This window comes from Pseudomonas cremoris, from assembly GCF_014230465.1.
Window position 1 is genome coordinate 564382 of record NZ_JAAXCY010000001.1, and the last position, 17719, is coordinate 582100.

The following is a 17719-nucleotide window of genomic DNA, read 5'->3' on the forward strand; positions in this document are numbered from 1 at the left end:
ACGCTCGCCTAATCTGACTAAGCTCTGTTGGCTGGCCCCGAAAAGGCCTGAACCCGGAGAGTGTATGCGCGTAGTCCTGGGCGCTTTATGGATGATCACCACGGCAAGCCTGGCAGCGCCCACACCGCTGCGCTTCTCGGTTTCCGACAGCTGGGCGATGCCCATGGTGCAGTTGGACGGCGACCAGCCCACCCAAGGCATCCTCTATGACCTGATGTCGAGCCTGGCCACCCAGGTCGGGCGCCCGGCGCAGTTCCACGTCCTGGCTCGGGCGCGCATTGCCGGCGCCATGGAACACGGCGACATCGACATACGCTGTTATGTCGCCCAAGCCTGGGTCGACAACCTCTCCGGCGACTACATCTGGAGCGTGCCCCTGATGGTGCAGCGCAACGTGCTGGTAAGCCCCCGCGTTCCGGTGCAACCGGTGCAACTGGCCAAGCTGGCACCACAGTCGATCGGCACGGTGCTCAACTACCGCTACTCCAGTCTCGACGCGCTGTTCGCCAAAGGCCAACTCACTCGCGACGACGCTCGCAATGAAGAGCAAGTGCTGCATAAGCTGGTGGCCGGACGCTACCAGTACGCCGTCATCAATGAATGGACCCTGAACCGTTTCAACCTGGGCATGCCAGATGGTCGCCGGCTGCATAAAGTGGCAGCGATCGAGGAGCTGAGCCTGGGCTGCATTGTGCGCAACGACCCAAATGTGCCCGTGCAACCGATTTTGCGCACGCTGCTACGGATGAAGATGTCCGGCGAGATCGACGACATCATCCGGCTGTACACCGGGGAGGCCGCACCCAGCGCCCCTCAAGACTGATGGCTGCCACACTGGCCAGCACAATCACCCCGCCCAACACCACCTGCGCAGCAATGTGCTCGCCCAACAATGTCGCCGCCATCACCATCGCCACGGGCGGGATCAAATACATCGCCACCGATGCGCGGCTGACCTCCACATGCTTCAACACGTACCCCCACGCCAGGTACGCCAGGGCACTTGGGAAGATGCCCAGCACCAGCACCGCCAGGTTCTCCGGCAACGGCGCCTGCGCCACGGCAGCGGGCAGGCCCGGCAGGTTCACCAGCAACATCAAGGTGCCCGCCCACACCATGTAGCACGCCATGGTCAGTGGGCTGTAGCGATGGGCATAGTGTTTCTGGATGGCGAAATACACGCTCCACGACACCGCTGCCAGCAGAATCAGCAAGCCACGCGGGTCAATATCCCCCACGCCATGATCCCCCCAGATCACCACCAACACGCCGAGCAACCCCAGCAACACGCAGCCCCAACGCCAGGCACTGACCCGCTCCTTCAAGCAGAAAAATGCGATCAACACGCTGAACAGCGGCGCCGACTGCGCCAATACGCTGGACGCCGCCGCCGTGACGAACTGCTGCCCTTGATTGAGGCTGGTGTGGTGCAGGAACACCCCGAAAAAACCCAGCACCAGCAACCACGGCAGATCCCTCACGCGCGGTCGACCGATGCCCATCACCAGCGCCACACCCGCCATGAACACCGACGCTATCAAAAACCGCAGCAACGCCAACTGGCCAGGACTGTAGCTGTGCAGCCCCATGTGCACGCCAATCGGCGAATAGGCCCAACAAAGGATGACGCTGGCAATGACTAGCGTAAGCTTCACGGGTGACGGGGTATTCATCGACGGTATCCAGAAACTGAGAAGGAATGCCGTCAGTCTTGGGCCGCACAAGGCGTAGGACAATTAACCGTTTCTGACTTCTGAAATCACTGGAACTGAGCAATGGAACTGGCCCAACTGAAAATGGTGCGAGCCGTGGCGCAAACCGGCAGCGTGGCCCAGGCCGCCGTGCAGCTGCATTGCGTGCCGTCCAACATCACCACGCGCATCAAGCAACTGGAAGGCGAGTTGGGCACCCCGCTGTTTATCCGCGCCGGGCGTGGGTTGGCCATCAGTGCCGCCGGTGAGATCTTTTTGGAGTACTGCGAACGCATTCTCGCGCTGGTGGACGAATCCAAACGCGCCGTGGACGCCAACGCCATTCCCCGTGGCACCTTGCGCATCGGCGCCGTGGAGTCGAGCGCCAGCGGCCGCCTGCCGCCGTTGCTGGCGGAGTATCACCGGCGCTACCCGGATGTGAGCCTGGAACTGGTGACCGGCGCCTGGGGCCAGTTGCTCGACGACCTGCAACACCACCGCCTGGATGTGGCGCTGGTGGCGTCCGGCGGCAAGCGCACCAAGCTCGAACACAGCGTGGTCTACAGCGAACGCCTGGTGCTGATCGCCAGCGCCTCCAGCGAACCGATCCGCAACGCCGCCGACCTGGCCGGCCGCACCCTGCTGGTATGGCCGCCCGGCTGCCCCTACCGCGCGGCGCTGGAAAACTGGGTCAAGCCCCACGACTTCAAGCCAAGCATCGCCAGCTATGCCAGCTGGGGCACGATCATCGGCTGCGTGAGTGCGGGGATCGGCGTGGCGTTGGCGCCAGAGGGCATCCTGGCGCGCTATGAGCAGGCCAACCAACTGGCGTCTTATCGGTTTGAAGAACTGCAGGCCGTGGACAACCTGCTGTTCTGGCACAAAGACACCCAGCGGCACCTGGCGCGGGATGCGTTTGCCGGGTTGCTGCGAGAGACGTTCGGCTAGCCTAACTTCACTGCGGGCACGGGTTGACGATTGCAAACTCATCCGTATTCGCCATCCCCGGCTTATAGCCAGGCGTGGTGACGTAGCGCAAAACCTTATTACCGGTGAGTTTCACAAATGAGCCCTCGACACCGGTGAACACCTTTTGCTGGTTACCGGTCAGGTAATCGAAGATCTTCAACTTCATCGGCATATTCATCTGGCCGCCCGGCGTGATGGGCGCCAGCATGAAGGCATCGTCTTTGGTGAACACGTAGAAGATTTCCGGCTTGTCACGGCCCTCCGTCACTTTCGCGCACATCACCTCATCGACACGCAAGGTCCTGACCGGAATATAAGTCTTGTTCTGGTAGAGGCTGAGAATGAACCCCTGTTTGGTCAACACACCCAACCCTTGGGTGGCATGGCAGATCTCTGCAATCCTGTAGGTGTAGGGGCACCAGTTGGTTTCGGTGATGCCGATGATATCGGCCGGTGCAACGCCCAGGTCATGTTCAATTTTGGCCCGGTCTTCGGGGCTCTGATAGGGAATCATCACGCAGCCGTGCAAACCCAGCACCAGTGCGGAGAGTAAAACGAGGGACGAAAAACGCATGTGGGACCTCCATGTCTACGGGAGGCGCATGCTACGCGAGTCAGGGCTTGGGCGCAGCCAGGCGACGGATTAGCCCGCCTGTAAAATCCGGACTTTCAATTTAAACGAAGCGTTTATTCACAAGCTGGGCTACTGTCACGGACGCATGACGCACCTGAAAACATTCAAGGATTGAAATGAAAGCGCCTTTACTACTGATCTCGTTGCTCCTGGTCCTGCTGTCCGGCTGCACCACCTCTGCAACTCCAGATATGTCACGCCCCTCGATTGCCGAAACCAAGACAGTGGTGTTCGGCAGCAAGACGTTCGTCCTGAAATTCCAGAAGGATGGTTTGTGGGAGTATTTCCCCGCTGAGGAAAGCGTCGATGCCTGGAGTGAAATGGTGGACTTCACCGTCGTTTCTCGCGACTTCAACCGCTTCACGCCTCTGGACCTCGCCAAGCGCGCCATCCAGTTGCACCAGCAGGAAAACCCGAACAGCCCGGCGATCCTGCTGACGGACAATAAAACGGGGATCGACTATTCGATGCATTTCTACCCCAAGTCACTGCGTAAAGACGGGCACTTCTCTGAAATCAGTTATTTCAAGTATTACAAAGACAGCGGCACCGGCCAGACCATCATTTTCCACTTCGCGAGGAATATTCCGGTTCCGAGCGACCCCGAGGCAAAGGCCGTGGAAACAGGCCGGGAAATAGTGCCGCTGATTGAGGCATTTCCGAAGTACCGGCCATGAGGCCGCAGAGCGGGCAGCACGAAGCTGTTCGCAGGCAGTGATTGCCAGCAAAGCGCATATAAAAAATTTGGGTTTAGGTGGGTGTTGCAGGAAGAGCGTTATGGAGGCAACCCCACCAGCCACACCCCGGCACACAATGTTCCCGCTGTGGCTGCTGCCTTCCGGCTCTGACCAGGTTCACGGGTAATCGTTGCGGGGGGACCGATGGGGTCACCATAACGACGCCTGCCTCTCGGCAAGCGGGGCCATTGTACCGATCTAATCAGAAGTTACAACCGTTCGTGGCGGATTAAAAATATCTGATGGCTCAAGTACTTGCCTGTTTCCCCAGAAGGTCCATCGCCCGCTGTGGAGCCGGGATGCAGACGACTCGGTCTAGTAGTGAGCGGGCTCGCCCCGCGCTGGGTGGCGAAGCCGCCCTAAACCGGGCGTTGCGATATTTCAGAAAGACCGAGGTGCCGGGATTTGGGGCGGCTTCGCCACCCAGCGCAGGGCAAGCCCGCTCACTACAGACTCAGCTATTGGGCCTGTAGCACCTCATCCGCCCGGCCGCCCTCTTCCTGGATTACCAGGTGGATGAAGTGCAGCTTGGCGATCACCGGCGGTGGCAGCACGAAGGGATAGAAATCCGGCTGGCCCATGCTGCGCGACAGCTCATTGAGCATGCCGGCAAGCTCGATCCACGCGTTGACGAATGACAGGAACGCCACGCCGCCAGGGTGTTCGGGATCGTAGAGGGTGGTGAGGGGAAACGGCTGGTAATCCAGGTCCATCTCGCGGGCGCTCATGCCGAAGCCGAGCGCAGTGTCGACGGCGTCCATCATGTGCAGGTAGTGCGCCCAGGTTTCTGCCCAGTCTTCCCAGGGGTGCATGGTGGCATAGGCGCTGACGCAGGTTTGCTGCCAGTCGGGACGCGCGCCGTTCTGGTAGTGATGATCCAGTGCATCGGCATAACTGGCGCGTTCGTCGCCGAACAGGTTACGAAAGGGTTCCTGCCACTGGGTATTGGCGATCAGGCGATCCCAATAATAGTGGCCGACTTCATGTCGAAAATGTCCGAGCAAAGTGCGATAAGGCTCGCGCATTTGCACACGGACTTTTTCGCGGTGGGCGTCGTCGGCCTCCTTGATATCGAGGGTGATCAGGCCGTTGGCGTGGCCCGTCATCGGGGCGTTGCCTTCCAGGTCGATGCCGACGAAGTCAAAAGCCAGGCCGGCATCCTCATCGACGGTTTTGGGGACCACTCGCAAACCCAGACTGACCAGTTGCGCCACCAGACGACGCTTGGCGATCTCGACCTTGCGCCAGCGCTCAGGGTTTTCCGGAACGGACAGGTCAGGGATGGTGCGATTCAAGCTACAAGCCACACACAGGGGTGCGGTGCTGTGGGCGGGAATCAACCAGTTGCAGGCCGCCGGGGTGTCAAGGTTGGCGCAGCGGCGGAAGGCGCCGGCGTCGAGGTTGCCGTCCTGCAGCCAGGTGCCTTCGACGGGGCCGGGCTGCAGGGAGGCTAGCCGGCTTTGTTGGGGTTGGTAGCCCAGCAACGCCTGGCAAGCCAAGCATTGGCTGTTGCGAAAGAACAGGGATTGGCCGCAGCGGCATTGCCACACCTTGCTGTTGCGAGATGGGCTGGCCACGAACGGTGCGGCGATGCGCGAACTGAGCTGCTCGAAGTAGCGGAACATGGCGATCTCTCCCTGGGTGACAGAGACTAGATCATTTCCCAGTCAAAATCGTTCCGCATGCTTGTAGTGAGCGGGCTTGCCCCGCGCTGGGGGGGCGAAGCCGCCCAAACCCAGACGCCGCAATCTTCCTGAAACACCGCAGCGCGCTTGTTAGGGCGGCTTCGCCCCCCAGCGCGGGGCAAGCCCGCTCACTACAACAGCCCTGCCCATCACATCACGCGGTCAGACGGTGATGTTGTGCTTGGCGAGGAACGCGACGAAGGCTTCTTCATCCAGCACCTTCAAGCCCAGTTCGCTGGCCTTGGCCAGTTTCGAACCGGCGCCCGGCCCGGCGACCACGCAGTGGGTTTTCGCAGAAACAGAGCCCGCTACTTTGGCGCCCAGGCTTTCGAGCTTGTCCTTGGCCACGTCGCGACTCATCAGTTCCAGCGAGCCGGTGAGTACCCAGGTGTGGCCAGCTTCGGGCAAACCTTCGACCACCTTCTTCTCGCTGTCCCAATGCATGCCAAAGTCCTTGAGCTGCTGCTCAATGGCCAGGGCACGGTTGGCGTTGTCGGCGTTATCAAAGAAGTCGCGCACGGCCTTGGCCTGCTTCTCGGGCAGCGCCTGGCGCATATCCAGCCAATCTGCCTTGATCACCCCTTCCAGGCTGCCGAACTTGTCCGCCAGCTTCTGCGCTGCACCGGGACCGACGCTAGGCACGTGCAGCTTGTCGAGCAAGCCGCCGAGTGTGGTGCTGGCGGCGAACTCGGCACTCAGGTCGCCCTGATCCTGCAATTGCAGGCCGCATTCCTCTGGCGACAGCAACGCACCGATCACGTCCTGGTTATGGCTGTCTTCAAAGAAACTGTGAATCTCGTGCGCCACTTCCAGGCCCACGTCCGGCAGGTACGTCAGCACTTCCGGCAAGGCCTTCTGCACGCGCTCCAGGGACGCCAGGGAGCGTGCCAACACCTTGGCGGTCTCCTCGCCCACGTCGGGGATGCCCAGGGCGTAGATAAAGCGCGCCAGGGTCGGCGTTTTGCTGTTTTCGATGGCGGTGATCAGCTTCTTGCTGGAGATATCGGCAAAGCCTTCCAGGTCGATGATCTGCTCGTACTTGAGCTTGTAGAGATCGGCCGGCGAGCCGATGAGTTTTTCATCCACCAGTTGCTCGATGGTCTTGTCGCCCAGGCCGTCGATGTCCATGGCGCGCCGCGAAACGAAGTGGATGATCGCCTGCTTGAGCTGCGCACCGCAGGCCAGGCGCCCGACACAGCGATACACCGCGCCTTCGCTGACGGTTTCCTTGCCCTTGCTGCGCTTGACCAGTTGGGTACGCTCCACATGGGAGCCGCACACCGGGCAGCTTTCGGGGATCGGCACCGGGCGGGCGTTTTCCGGGCGGCGTTCGAGCACCACGGAGACGACTTGCGGGATCACATCACCGGCGCGGCGGATGATCACGGTGTCGCCGATCATGACGCCCAGACGCGCGACCTCGTCCATGTTGTGCAGGGTTGCGTTGGACACCGTCACACCCGCGACCTTGACCGGCTTCAAGCGCGCCACCGGCGTGACAGCACCGGTACGACCCACCTGGAATTCCACATCCAGCAGTTCGGTCAGCTCTTCCAGCGCCGGGAATTTATGCGCAATCGCCCAACGCGGCTCACGGGCGCGGAAGCCCAGTTCACGCTGGTAAGCAATGCTGTTGACCTTGAACACCACGCCGTCGATTTCATAGGGCAGGCTGTTACGGCGCTCGCCGATGTCGCGGTAGTACTCCAGGCAATCCTGGATACCTTTAGCCAATTTCAGCTCGTGGCTGATGGGCATGCCCCACTTCTGTAACTGTTGCAGGTTGCCGATATGCGTGTCGCTGATGTCGGTGGTCACGCCGTAGCAGCAGAATTCCAGCGGGCGACTGGCGGTGATCTTCGAGTCCAACTGGCGCAGGCTGCCGGCGGCGGCGTTGCGCGGGTTGGCGAAGGTCTTGCCGCCGATTTCCAGCTGCGAGGCGTTGAGGCGTTCGAATCCGGCCTTGGACATGAACACTTCACCGCGCACTTCCAGGGTCGCCGGCCAACCACTGCCGTGCAGCTTGAGCGGGATATTGCGCACGGTGCGCACATTGACGCTGATGTCTTCACCCGTGGTGCCGTCGCCACGGGTGGCACCGCGCACCAATTCGCCGTCCTGATACAACAGGCTGACCGCCAGGCCATCCAGCTTGGGTTCGCAGCTGTACTCCACCGCCGCGCCACCGCCAAAAAGATCGCCCGCCGGAAGGTCGAGGCCTTCGGTCACCCGGCGATCAAACTCCAGCATGGTGGTTTCATCGAACGCGTTACCGAGGCTGAGCATCGGGATCTCATGCTTCACCTGGGTGAACGCCGACAGCGCCGCACTGCCTACACGTTGCGTCGGTGAATCGCGCGTCACCAGGTCCGGGTGCTCGGCTTCCAGGGCTTTAAGCTCGTGGAACAACCGATCGTACTCGGCGTCCGGGATGCTCGGCTCGTCGAGTACGTGGTAACGGTAGTTGTGCTGATCCAGTTCAGCGCGCAGTTCGAGGATGCGGGTGTGGGCGGCGGTCATGGGTGTTCTCTCATAAAGCAAAAGAGCAGCCGAAGCTGCTCAATATGTTAGTGCACGGATTCTACAGACAACGCTTAAGATCGAACCTCAGCGTTTCTGTGTCAGGGCGCGACGCTCAAACTCGACGATGCGCTGACGGTAGTGCTCGATGGTCTGGGCGGTGAGGACGCTGCGTTGGTCGTCCTTGAGCTCGCCGTTCAGTTCCTGGGACAGCTTGCGGGCTGCGGCCACCATCACGTCGAACGCTTGTTTCGGGTGACGCGGGCCTGGCAGGCCGAGGAAGAAGCTCACGGCTGGCGTGCTGAACAGGTCGATATCGTCCAGATCGAAGGTGCCCGGCTTGACCGCGTTGGCCATCGAGAACAGCACTTCGCCGTTGCCGGCCATGCTTTCGTGGCGGTGGAAGATATCCATCTCGCCAAAACGCAGGCCGCTTTCGAGGATGTTCTGCAACAGGGCTGGGCCTTTGAAACCGGCGGCGTCGCGGCAGATCACGCTGATCACCAAGACTTCTTCGGCAGCCGGCTGATCGGCAACCGATTGACGCGGTGCATTCTTGCCAACATTTTCATCCGGGAAATCATCGTCACGGCTGCTGAAACTCGGGCCTTCATCGACGTCCAAGTTCAGGTCGCCCTGATGCGGCTCGGCAACCGGTGCGCTGTTGCGCTTGCCACGCTTGGAAGACGGCTCGCGGGCTTCACGCACCGGCGCGCTCATCGACGGCAAGTCGTGCTCGTCCAATTGCGGTTCTTTATGGGTATCCAGCACACGGGGCGGCCCCAGCAGCTCGGCGCTGCCGTCGTCGTCAGGCAAGTTGGACAGGTTGCGGTCCAGACGGAATTTGAGCTTGCCCTTGCCACCGCGCATCCGGCGCCAGCCATCAAAAAGAATACCGGCAATGACAATAATGCCGATGACGATCAGCCACTCGCGCAGACCGATTTCCATGTAATCCCGTGCCTCTAATAAAAAATGCTGAAAAATAAGGGGTTTAGCACCGTGCAAACCGCTTTAAAACGTGGCGCCAACTCTATGTTCTGACTGACGTTTTGCCCACGCACACGAAAAATTGACATTAAACTAGCACGACCAAAGATAACTTTACACCGTCTGTCAAAATGCCTTGGACAATTATGTCCTTTAGCCATATTTGCCAGCCTCGTAAAAGACCTTACATCCTGCCGAAAATTCTCTTCCAAAGCCTGGGTCAGGATTCCACCATCGCCATCGCTTCTTCCACATCCACGGCCACCAAACGCGAACAGCCAGGTTCGTGCATCGTCACACCCATCAGTTGATCGGCCATTTCCATGGCGATCTTATTGTGGGTGATATAGATGAACTGCACCGTCTGGGACATCTCTTTAACCAGCCGTGCGTACCGTCCAACGTTAGCGTCATCCAGCGGTGCGTCAACTTCATCGAGCATGCAGAACGGCGCCGGGTTCAACTTGAAGATGGCAAATACCAGGGCCAAAGCGGTCAGGGCTTTCTCGCCACCGGACAACAAATGGATGGTGCTGTTCTTCTTGCCCGGAGGCCGCGCCATGATCGTTACCCCTGTATCGAGTAGATCTTCGCCTGTCAGTTCCAAGTAAGCGCTGCCACCGCCGAAAACTTTCGGGAATAACGCCTGTAAACCGCTATTAATCTGATCAAAGGTATCTTTGAAGCGATTACGGGTTTCCTTGTCGATCTTGCGGATCACGTTTTCCAACGTGTCCAGGGCTTCGACCAAATCAGCATCCTGGGCATCCAGATAACGCTTACGTTCGGACTGCTGTTGGTATTCGTCGATGGCGGCGAGGTTGATCGCGCCAAGGCGTTGGATACGTGCAGCAATGCGCTCAAGTTCTTCTTCGGCGTCTTTCTCGTTGGCCTGGGCGGTCAACGTATTAAGTACGCCATGCAAGTCATAGCCGTCTTCCAGCAACTGGTCCTGCAAGGTCTTGCGACGCACGGTCAGGGCTTGCCATTCCATACGCTGTTGTTCGAGTTGGCCGCGGATCAGCTGGGATTGCTGCTCGGCCTGGGTCCGGCGTTTTTCTGCATCGCGCAGTTCGCGGTCGGCGTCTTCAAGCGCGATCTGCGCGGTCTTGAGTTCTTCGTCGACCGTCATGCGCTTGTCGAGCAGTTCTTCGAGCTTGAGGCGCAACTCTTCGAGCGGCGCTTCGCCCTCTTCCAGGTTAAGGCTCAGTTGCTCACGCTTTTCGGTCAAGCGTTCGGATTGCATCTCCAGACGCTCAAGAGCCTGGGCCGTGGACGCGTGCTGGGCTTTGAGCGAGCCCAACCGCACCGCCAACTGATGAGCATGATCCTTGTGCTGCCGCGCTTCCTGACGCACGCGGTCGAGGCGTTCGCGCAGGCTGTCGCGCTGGGCCAGCAGCAATTCGCGCTGCTCGGTGTCCAGCGCCATGCTGTCGAGGGCTTCCTGCAAGTGCAGGCGCGCTTCGCCGATCTGTTCGTGCTCCAGGGCACGCTGCTCGCCCATCTCGGCGACTTCTTCGTCCAGGCGAGTGCGGCGCAGGGTCAGTTGTTCAGCCTTGGCTTTGCTCGCAGAGAGCTGGGCCTTGAGTTCGCCTTGCTGGCGCGCTTCGTCCTGCAACAGACGGCGCAGGTGTTCGCGGCCGGTCTCTTGCTGACGCTGGGTGGCGCGCAGGGTTTGCAGTTGGGTTTCCAGGCTTTCCAGAGTGGCTTCGCGCTCTTCGCGTTCGGCGATCAGGTTGACGATTTCCTGGCCTCGGGCCAGAACGCCGCTTTCCGCTTCACTGGCACGGCGCACCCGCAGGAAGTGGCGACCCACCCAGTAGCCATCACGGCTGATCAGGCTTTCACCGGCGCCCAGTTGGCCGCGTTGGGCCAGCGCCTGTTCCAGGGAATCCACTGGTTTGACCTGGCCCAGCCATGGCGACAGATCAATGGCCGCCTCAACCTTGTCCAGCAGGCTGCCCGGCACGCGCGCGCCATCGGCTGCGGGGCTGAGCAAACGCAAATCACCCTGGGCAAAACCGGCCAGGTCGAAGCCGCCAAAATCATCCACCAGCACGGCTTGCAGGTCGGCGCCCAGCACGGTTTCCACCGCCAGTTCCCAGCCGGCTTGCACTTTCAAGCCTTCTGCCAGTCGTGGACGCTCGGCCAAGTGCTGGTCACGCAGCCATTCGGCGGTGCCGGTGCCTGGGTCCAAGGCGGCTTGCTGCAAGGCTTCGAGGGACGCCAAGCGCCCGTTCAACCGCTGCAAATCGCCTTGGGCCTGTTGCTGTGCCTGGGTCGCCTGCTGCAGTTGTTGACGCAACTGCTCCAGGCGCTCCACTTGTTGTTCTTCGCTGGCTTCCAGCTCTTCCAGCGTCATTTCGCTTTCGGCCAGTTGCTCGCTCAGTTCCATGATCGCTGCGTCTTCCGGGTCGGCAGACAGCAGCGCACGTTCTTCCTGCATGCGACGCTGGCGCTCGGCCAGGCGCTCCATGCTGGTTTCCAGCTGCTGGATACGCGACTGCTGCACCTCGGCCTGGCGGCGCGGCTCGGCGGATTGCAGGTTGAACGTGTCCCACTGCTCCTGCCAGCCGTGCATGGTGGTTTCGGATTCTTCCAGGGCGGCGGCGGCTTCTTCGGCTGCAGCGCTGATGACTTCCTGCTCGGGGGTGAGCATGTCCAGCTCCTCCCCAAGGGTCAGCAGCAAGGTACGATCGTGGCCCAGGTGCGACTCCGTCTCCAGTCGCGCGCGCTCGGCTTCCTTCAAGTCGTCCTGCAACTGGCGCAGGCGCTGCTGGCCGTGCTGGATGCTCTGCTCCACACGGGCAATATCGCCGCCCACCGAATAGAAACGGCCTTGCACCAAATTGAAGCGTTCAGACAGGTCATGGTGACCGTCACGCAAGCGCTCGATGCTGGCGTCGGCGTTGCGCTGCTCGGCCACCAGCGCTTCAAAGCTGATTTCCTGGGTACCGATGATCGCTTCGCGCTGGCCAACCTGATCATTCAACGCCTGCCAACGCAGGGCCGACAGTTGCGCCTTGATTTGGCGCTCCTCGCCCTTGTATTCCTGATACTTCTCGGCGGCCTGGGCCTGGCGGTGCAGGCGCTCCAACTGGCGCTCCAGCTCTTCGCGCAGGTCGGTGAGGCGGGCGAGGTTTTCGTGGGTGCGACGAATGCGGTTTTCGGTCTCGCGGCGGCGCTCCTTGTACTTGGAGATGCCGGCCGCTTCTTCGATAAAGTTGCGCAGGTCTTCGGGCTTGGCTTCGATCAGCTTGGAGATCATGCCCTGTTCGATGATCGAGTAGCTGCGCGGGCCCAAGCCGGTGCCGAGGAAAATATCGGTGATGTCTCGACGGCGACACTTGGTGCCGTTGAGGAAGTAGCTGTTCTGGCTGTCGCGGGTCACTTTGCGGCGGATCGAGATTTCCGCGTAGGCCGCATACTCGCCGATCAGGGTGCCGTCGGAGTTGTCGAACACCAGTTCGATGCTGGCCTGGCTCACGGGTTTGCGGCTGGTGGAGCCGTTGAAGATGACGTCGGTCATCGACTCGCCACGCAGGTTTTTTGCCGAGCTCTCGCCCATCACCCAACGGACGGCGTCGATGATGTTCGACTTGCCGCAACCATTGGGCCCGACCACCGCCGCCATGTTACTGGGGAAGTTCACCGTGGTCGGGTCGACGAAGGATTTGAACCCCGCCAGTTTGATGCACTTGAGCCGCACGCTTAGGCGTCCGCCAAGGCTGCGATGACCAGTGAGCAACTGCGCTGGCCGTAGGCGGACAGCACTTGGCGGATCTGTGCCAGGTCACGGGCGAGTACGGCGGCGAGCAGTTGCTCGAACAGCACCAGGTATTCGCTCATGGACGCTTTGCGCTGGTCCAGGGCCAGGTAGTAGGCGCGGTTCATCGCCGGCTGCAGGTTTTCGACGGTTTCCTGCAAATAGGGGTTGTTGGCAAATGGGTACGCGGCGCGCATCACGTTGAAGCTTTCTTCAACGAACGCACGGATATCCTGGCGTTCGAAGCTGACGATCAAGCGCTGCTGGATCTGCAGGAACGGCGCCATGTCGGCCTGGGTCTGCCAGCCTTCGGCAACGGCATTGCCCAACAGGATGTAAAGCTCGCCCATCAGCGTGCACAGGCTCTGCACCTTGTGCGCGGTGAGTTCGGTGACGTGGGCGCCTCGGCGCGGCAGGATCGCGATCAAGTGGCGGCGTTCGAGGATCAACAAGGCTTCGCGCACGGAACCACGGCTGACATTAAGCGCCAGCGTGACCTTTTGCTCCTGGATTCGCTCCCCAGGCTTGAGATCGCCGCGAATGATACGTTCGGCGAGGTGGTGAGCAATTTGCTCGGCGAGACTGTCCGGCGCCTTGAACGTCATGTTTTCCCTTCAAAATCTTCTATCGGTACAAGCGCGGCAGTGTAGCGCATTGGCCCGCTGATGGCGCTACGCCCGCCGTGGCGAATTTGGCATGAAATAAGCAACGTTGAAAAGCCAAAAGCCCCTGAAAACGCCGGTTCCAGAAGACTGGACCATAATTGAAAGTGTTGCGACTGCATTTTCTTGACCTTCTGGTCAGAAAATCGTTGACCGAAAAGTCAGACATGACTAGATTCGGCGCAAAGCGGTTAACAACAATAATGAGTCTGCGAGGCCTTCCGTGATCCAGTTTTTACTTAACCAGGAACTCCGTAGCGAGCACGCCCTGGACCCCAACCTGACCGTGCTCAACTATTTGCGTGAGCACCTGGGCAAATCCGGTACCAAGGAAGGCTGCGCCAGTGGCGATTGCGGTGCATGTACCGTGGTGGTCGGCGAACTGCACGCCGATGCTCAAGGCATCGAGCAGATTCGTTATCGCAGCCTCAATTCGTGCCTGACCTTTGTCTCGTCCCTGCACGGCAAGCAATTGATCAGCGTAGAAGACCTCAAGCACCAGGGCCAACTGCACAGCGTGCAACAGGCCATGGTGGAATGCCACGGCTCGCAATGCGGCTTTTGCACGCCCGGTTTTGTGATGTCGTTGTTTGCCCTGCAAAAGAACAGCGATGCCCCCGACAGTCAAAAAGCCCATGAAGCCCTGGCCGGCAACCTCTGCCGTTGCACCGGTTATCGCCCGATCCTTGCCGCTGCCGAACAGGCTTGCTGCAACAAACCACAAGACCAATTCGACAGCCGCCAGGCCGAGACCATTGCGCGCCTCAAAGCCATCGCGCCCACCCAGACCGGCGAACTCAACAGCGGCGACAAACGCTGCCTGGTGCCCCTGACCGTCGCCGACCTGGCCGACCTCTACGATGCCTACCCCCAAGCGCGCCTGCTGGCCGGCGGCACCGACCTGGCGCTGGAGGTCACCCAGTTCCACCGTACGCTGCCGGTGATGATCTACGTGGGCAACATCGCCGAGATGAAGCGCATCGACGACTTCGACGACCGCCTGGAAATCGGCGCTGCCACCGCCCTCTCCGACTGCTACAGCGCGCTGCACCACCAATACCCTGACTTCGGCGACTTGCTGCACCGTTTCGCCTCCTTGCAGATCCGCAACCAGGGCACCCTGGGCGGCAATATCGGCAACGCTTCGCCCATCGGCGACTCGCCGCCACTGCTGATCGCCCTCGGCGCGCAGATCGTGCTGTGCAAGGGCGAAACCCGGCGCACCCTGGCGCTGGAGGACTACTTCATCGACTACCGCGTCACCGCGCGTCAAGACAGCGAATTCATCGAGAAAATCATCGTGCCCAAGGGCCACACATTGTTTCGCGCCTACAAGGTTTCCAAGCGCCTGGACGATGATATTTCTGCGGTCTGTGCCGCTTTCAACCTGAAGATCGACAACGGTGTCATCCGCGAGGCTCGCGTCGCCTTCGGCGGCATGGCCGCCACGCCAAAACGCGCCCAACACTGCGAGGCCGTGTTGACCGGCGCCACTTGGAACGCCGCCACCGTCGAGAAGGCCTGCGCCGCCCTGGCCGAGGATTTCACCCCGCTGTCGGACTTCCGCGCCAGCAAGGAATACCGCCTGCTCAGCGCACAGAACCTGCTGCGCAAATACTTCATCGAACTGCAAACGCCGCACATCGAGACTCGGGTGACCGCTTATGTCTAACCATCACGCCGTGGTAAAAACCCAGGCCGAACTCGCCGAACTGTTCTCACAGGACCTCACCTCCGGTGTGGGCCGCAGCGTCAAGCATGACAGCGCCACCAAGCATGTTTCCGGCGAAGCGCAATACATCGATGACCGCCTGGAATTCCCCAACCAATTGCACCTGTATGCGCGCATGTCCGACCGTGCCCACGCCCGCATCATCAGCATCGATACAGCGCCGTGCTACGCCTTTGACGGCGTGCGCATCGTCATCACCCACGAAGACGTGCCGGGCCTGAAAGACATCGGCCCGCTGATGCCCGGCGACCCGTTGCTGGCCATCGACACGGTGCAGTTCGTCGGCCAGGTGGTACTCGCCGTCGCAGCGCGTGACTTGGAAACCGCACGTAAAGCCGCGATGGCAGCCGTGATCGAATACGAAGACCTGGAACCCGTGCTGGATGTGGTCGAGGCCTTTCGCAAAAAACACTTTGTGCTGGACAGCCACACCCACCAGCGTGGCGATTCGGCCAGCGCACTGGCGTCGGCGAAAAACCGCATCCAGGGCACCCTGCACATCGGCGGCCAGGAACACTTCTACCTGGAAACCCAGATCTCCTCGGTGATGCCCACCGAAGACGGCGGCATGATCGTCTATTGCTCCACGCAAAACCCCACCGAAGTGCAGAAACTGGTGGCCGAAGTGCTGGACGTGTCGATGAATAAAATCGTCGTCGACATGCGCCGCATGGGCGGTGGTTTCGGCGGCAAGGAAACCCAGGCTGCCAGCCCGGCGTGCCTGTGCGCGGTGGTCGCGCGCCTCACTGGCCAGCCGACCAAGATGCGCCTGCCGCGCGTCGAAGACATGCTGATGACCGGCAAGCGCCACCCCTTCTATATCGAATACGACGTCGGCTTTGACGACAGCGGCCGCCTGCACGGCATCAACCTGGACCTGGCCGGCAACTGCGGCTGTTCACCGGACTTGTCGAACTCGATTGTCGACCGTGCGATGTTCCACTCCGACAACTCGTATTACCTGGGCGACGCCACGGTCAACGGCCATCGCTGCAAGACCAACACCGCATCCAACACTGCCTATCGCGGCTTCGGCGGCCCGCAAGGCATGGTCGCCATCGAGGAAGTGATGGACGCCATCGCCCGCCATCTGGCGCTGGACCCGCTGGCGGTGCGCAAGGTCAACTACTACGGCAAGACCGAGCGCAACGTCACCCACTACTACCAGACTGTCGAGCACAACATGCTCGAAGAAATGACCGCCGAGCTTGAAGCCAGCAGCCAATACGCCGAGCGCCGTGAAGCGATTCGCCTGTACAACGCCCACAGCCCGATCCTGAAAAAAGGCCTGGCGCTGACCCCGGTGAAATTCGGCATTTCGTTCACCGCGAGTTTTCTCAACCAGGCGGGCGCGCTGATCCATATCTACACCGATGGCAGCATCCACCTGAACCACGGCGGCACCGAGATGGGCCAGGGGTTGAACACCAAGGTTGCGCAGGTTGTAGCCGAAGTGTTCCAGGTGGAAATCGACCGCGTACAGATCACCGCCACCAACACCGACAAGGTACCCAACACCTCGCCGACCGCTGCCTCCAGCGGTGCCGACCTGAACGGCAAGGCCGCGCAGAACGCCGCCGAAACCATCAAGCAGCGCCTGGTGGAATTTGCCGCGCGCAAGTACGACGTGAGTGAAGCGGATGTGGAATTCCACAACGGCCATGTACGCGTGCGCGACCAGATCCTGACGTTCGAGGCGCTGATCCAGCAGGCGTATTTCGCCCAGGTGTCGCTGTCGAGCACCGGTTTCTACAAGACCCCGAAAATCTTCTACGACCGTAGCCAGGCGCGCGGTCGGCCGTTCTACTATTTCGCGTTCGGCGCGGCGTGCTGCGAAGTGATCGTCGATACGCTGACCGGCGAATACAAGATGCTGCGCACCGACATCCTCCATGACGTGGGCGCCTCGCTGAACCCGGCCATCGACATTGGCCAGGTGGAAGGCGGATTTATCCAGGGCATGGGCTGGCTGACCATGGAAGAGCTGGTGTGGAACAACAAGGGCAAGCTGATGACCAACGGTCCGGCCAGCTACAAGATCCCGGCGGTGGCGGACATGCCGCTGGACCTGCGGGTGAAGCTGGTGGAAAACCGCAAGAACCCGGAAGACACGGTGTTCCATTCCAAGGCCGTGGGTGAGCCGCCGTTCATGCTCGGGATCGCCTCGTGGTGTGCGATCAAGGATGCAGTGGCGAGCCTGGGTGACTATCGCCATCAGCCGAAGATCGATGCACCGGCGACGCCGGAGCGGGTGTTGTGGGGATGTGAGCAGATGCGGCAGTTGACTGCGGCTGTGGCTGTGGAGACTGAAACTGAGATGGCTTCGCTCTAGA

General features: G+C 60.8%; 12 protein-coding genes and 1 other RNA gene. 5 read left to right on the plus strand and 8 right to left on the minus strand.

Translation table 11 applies throughout. The features are described from left to right. Positions 1–64 precede the first annotated feature (64 nt). On the plus strand, positions 65–823 hold the full coding sequence (locus HF257_RS02615) for a substrate-binding periplasmic protein (protein WP_185703452.1): 759 nt from the start codon (positions 65–67) through the stop codon (positions 821–823). On the opposite strand, the gene HF257_RS02620 is transcribed toward HF257_RS02615, so the two are convergent. After that, the gene (locus tag HF257_RS02620; RefSeq protein WP_185703450.1) at positions 774–1673 is read right to left on the minus strand and encodes a DMT family transporter; all 900 of its coding nucleotides are present in this window, start codon (positions 1671–1673) and stop codon (positions 774–776) included. The genes HF257_RS02615 and HF257_RS02620 overlap by 50 nt on opposite strands. 102 nt (positions 1674–1775) lie before the next feature. Here HF257_RS02620 and HF257_RS02625 point away from each other — a divergent pair, with 102 nt between their 5' ends. Continuing rightward, on the plus strand, positions 1776–2639 hold the full coding sequence (locus HF257_RS02625) for a LysR family transcriptional regulator (RefSeq protein WP_185703448.1): 864 nt from the start codon (positions 1776–1778) through the stop codon (positions 2637–2639). 7 nt (positions 2640–2646) lie between these two features. Here HF257_RS02625 and HF257_RS02630 read toward each other — a convergent pair whose 3' ends face one another. Continuing rightward, entirely contained in the window at positions 2647–3234 is a 588-nt protein-coding gene (locus HF257_RS02630; RefSeq protein ID WP_185703446.1) for a hypothetical protein, read from the minus strand. A gap of 176 nt (positions 3235–3410) precedes the next feature. On the opposite strand from HF257_RS02630, the gene HF257_RS02635 reads away from it, so the two are divergent. Beyond that, entirely contained in the window at positions 3411–3971 is a 561-nt protein-coding gene (locus HF257_RS02635; RefSeq protein ID WP_185703444.1) for a hypothetical protein, read from the plus strand. A gap of 110 nt (positions 3972–4081) precedes the next feature. On the opposite strand, the gene ffs is transcribed toward HF257_RS02635, so the two are convergent. From ffs to HF257_RS02665, 6 genes are all read right to left on the minus strand, one after another. After that, an RNA gene (gene ffs / locus HF257_RS02640) (signal recognition particle sRNA small type) lies at positions 4082–4178 on the minus strand. 311 nt (positions 4179–4489) lie between these two features. After that, a complete protein-coding gene (locus tag HF257_RS02645) occupies positions 4490–5656 on the minus strand; it encodes a zinc-binding metallopeptidase family protein (RefSeq protein WP_185703442.1) in 1167 nt (388 codons plus the stop codon). Between the two features lie 222 nt (positions 5657–5878). Further along, positions 5879–8236 (minus strand): NAD-dependent DNA ligase LigA, encoded by a 2358-nt coding sequence (gene ligA / locus HF257_RS02650; protein ID WP_185703440.1) that lies wholly within the window; start codon positions 8234–8236, stop codon positions 5879–5881. Between the two features lie 87 nt (positions 8237–8323). Further along, positions 8324–9187 (minus strand): cell division protein ZipA, encoded by an 864-nt coding sequence (zipA, locus tag HF257_RS02655; RefSeq protein WP_185703438.1) that lies wholly within the window; start codon positions 9185–9187, stop codon positions 8324–8326. A 259-nt stretch (positions 9188–9446) separates the two neighbouring features. Continuing rightward, positions 9447–12935: a chromosome segregation protein SMC gene (smc, locus tag HF257_RS02660; protein ID WP_185703436.1), complete on the minus strand. Its 3489-nt coding sequence runs from the start codon at positions 12933–12935 to the stop codon at positions 9447–9449. Between the two features lie 2 nt (positions 12936–12937). Continuing rightward, on the minus strand, positions 12938–13597 hold the full coding sequence (locus tag HF257_RS02665) for a GntR family transcriptional regulator (RefSeq protein WP_185703434.1): 660 nt from the start codon (positions 13595–13597) through the stop codon (positions 12938–12940). A 280-nt stretch (positions 13598–13877) separates the two neighbouring features. On the opposite strand from HF257_RS02665, the gene xdhA reads away from it, so the two are divergent. Next, positions 13878–15326, plus strand: coding sequence for a xanthine dehydrogenase small subunit (xdhA, locus tag HF257_RS02670; protein WP_185703432.1), 1449 nt, complete (start codon positions 13878–13880; stop codon positions 15324–15326). Further along, the gene (xdhB, locus tag HF257_RS02675; RefSeq protein ID WP_185703431.1) at positions 15319–17718 is read left to right on the plus strand and encodes a xanthine dehydrogenase molybdopterin binding subunit; all 2400 of its coding nucleotides are present in this window, start codon (positions 15319–15321) and stop codon (positions 17716–17718) included. Before xdhA ends, xdhB begins: the two co-directional genes overlap by 8 nt. Position 17719 lies beyond the last annotated feature (1 nt).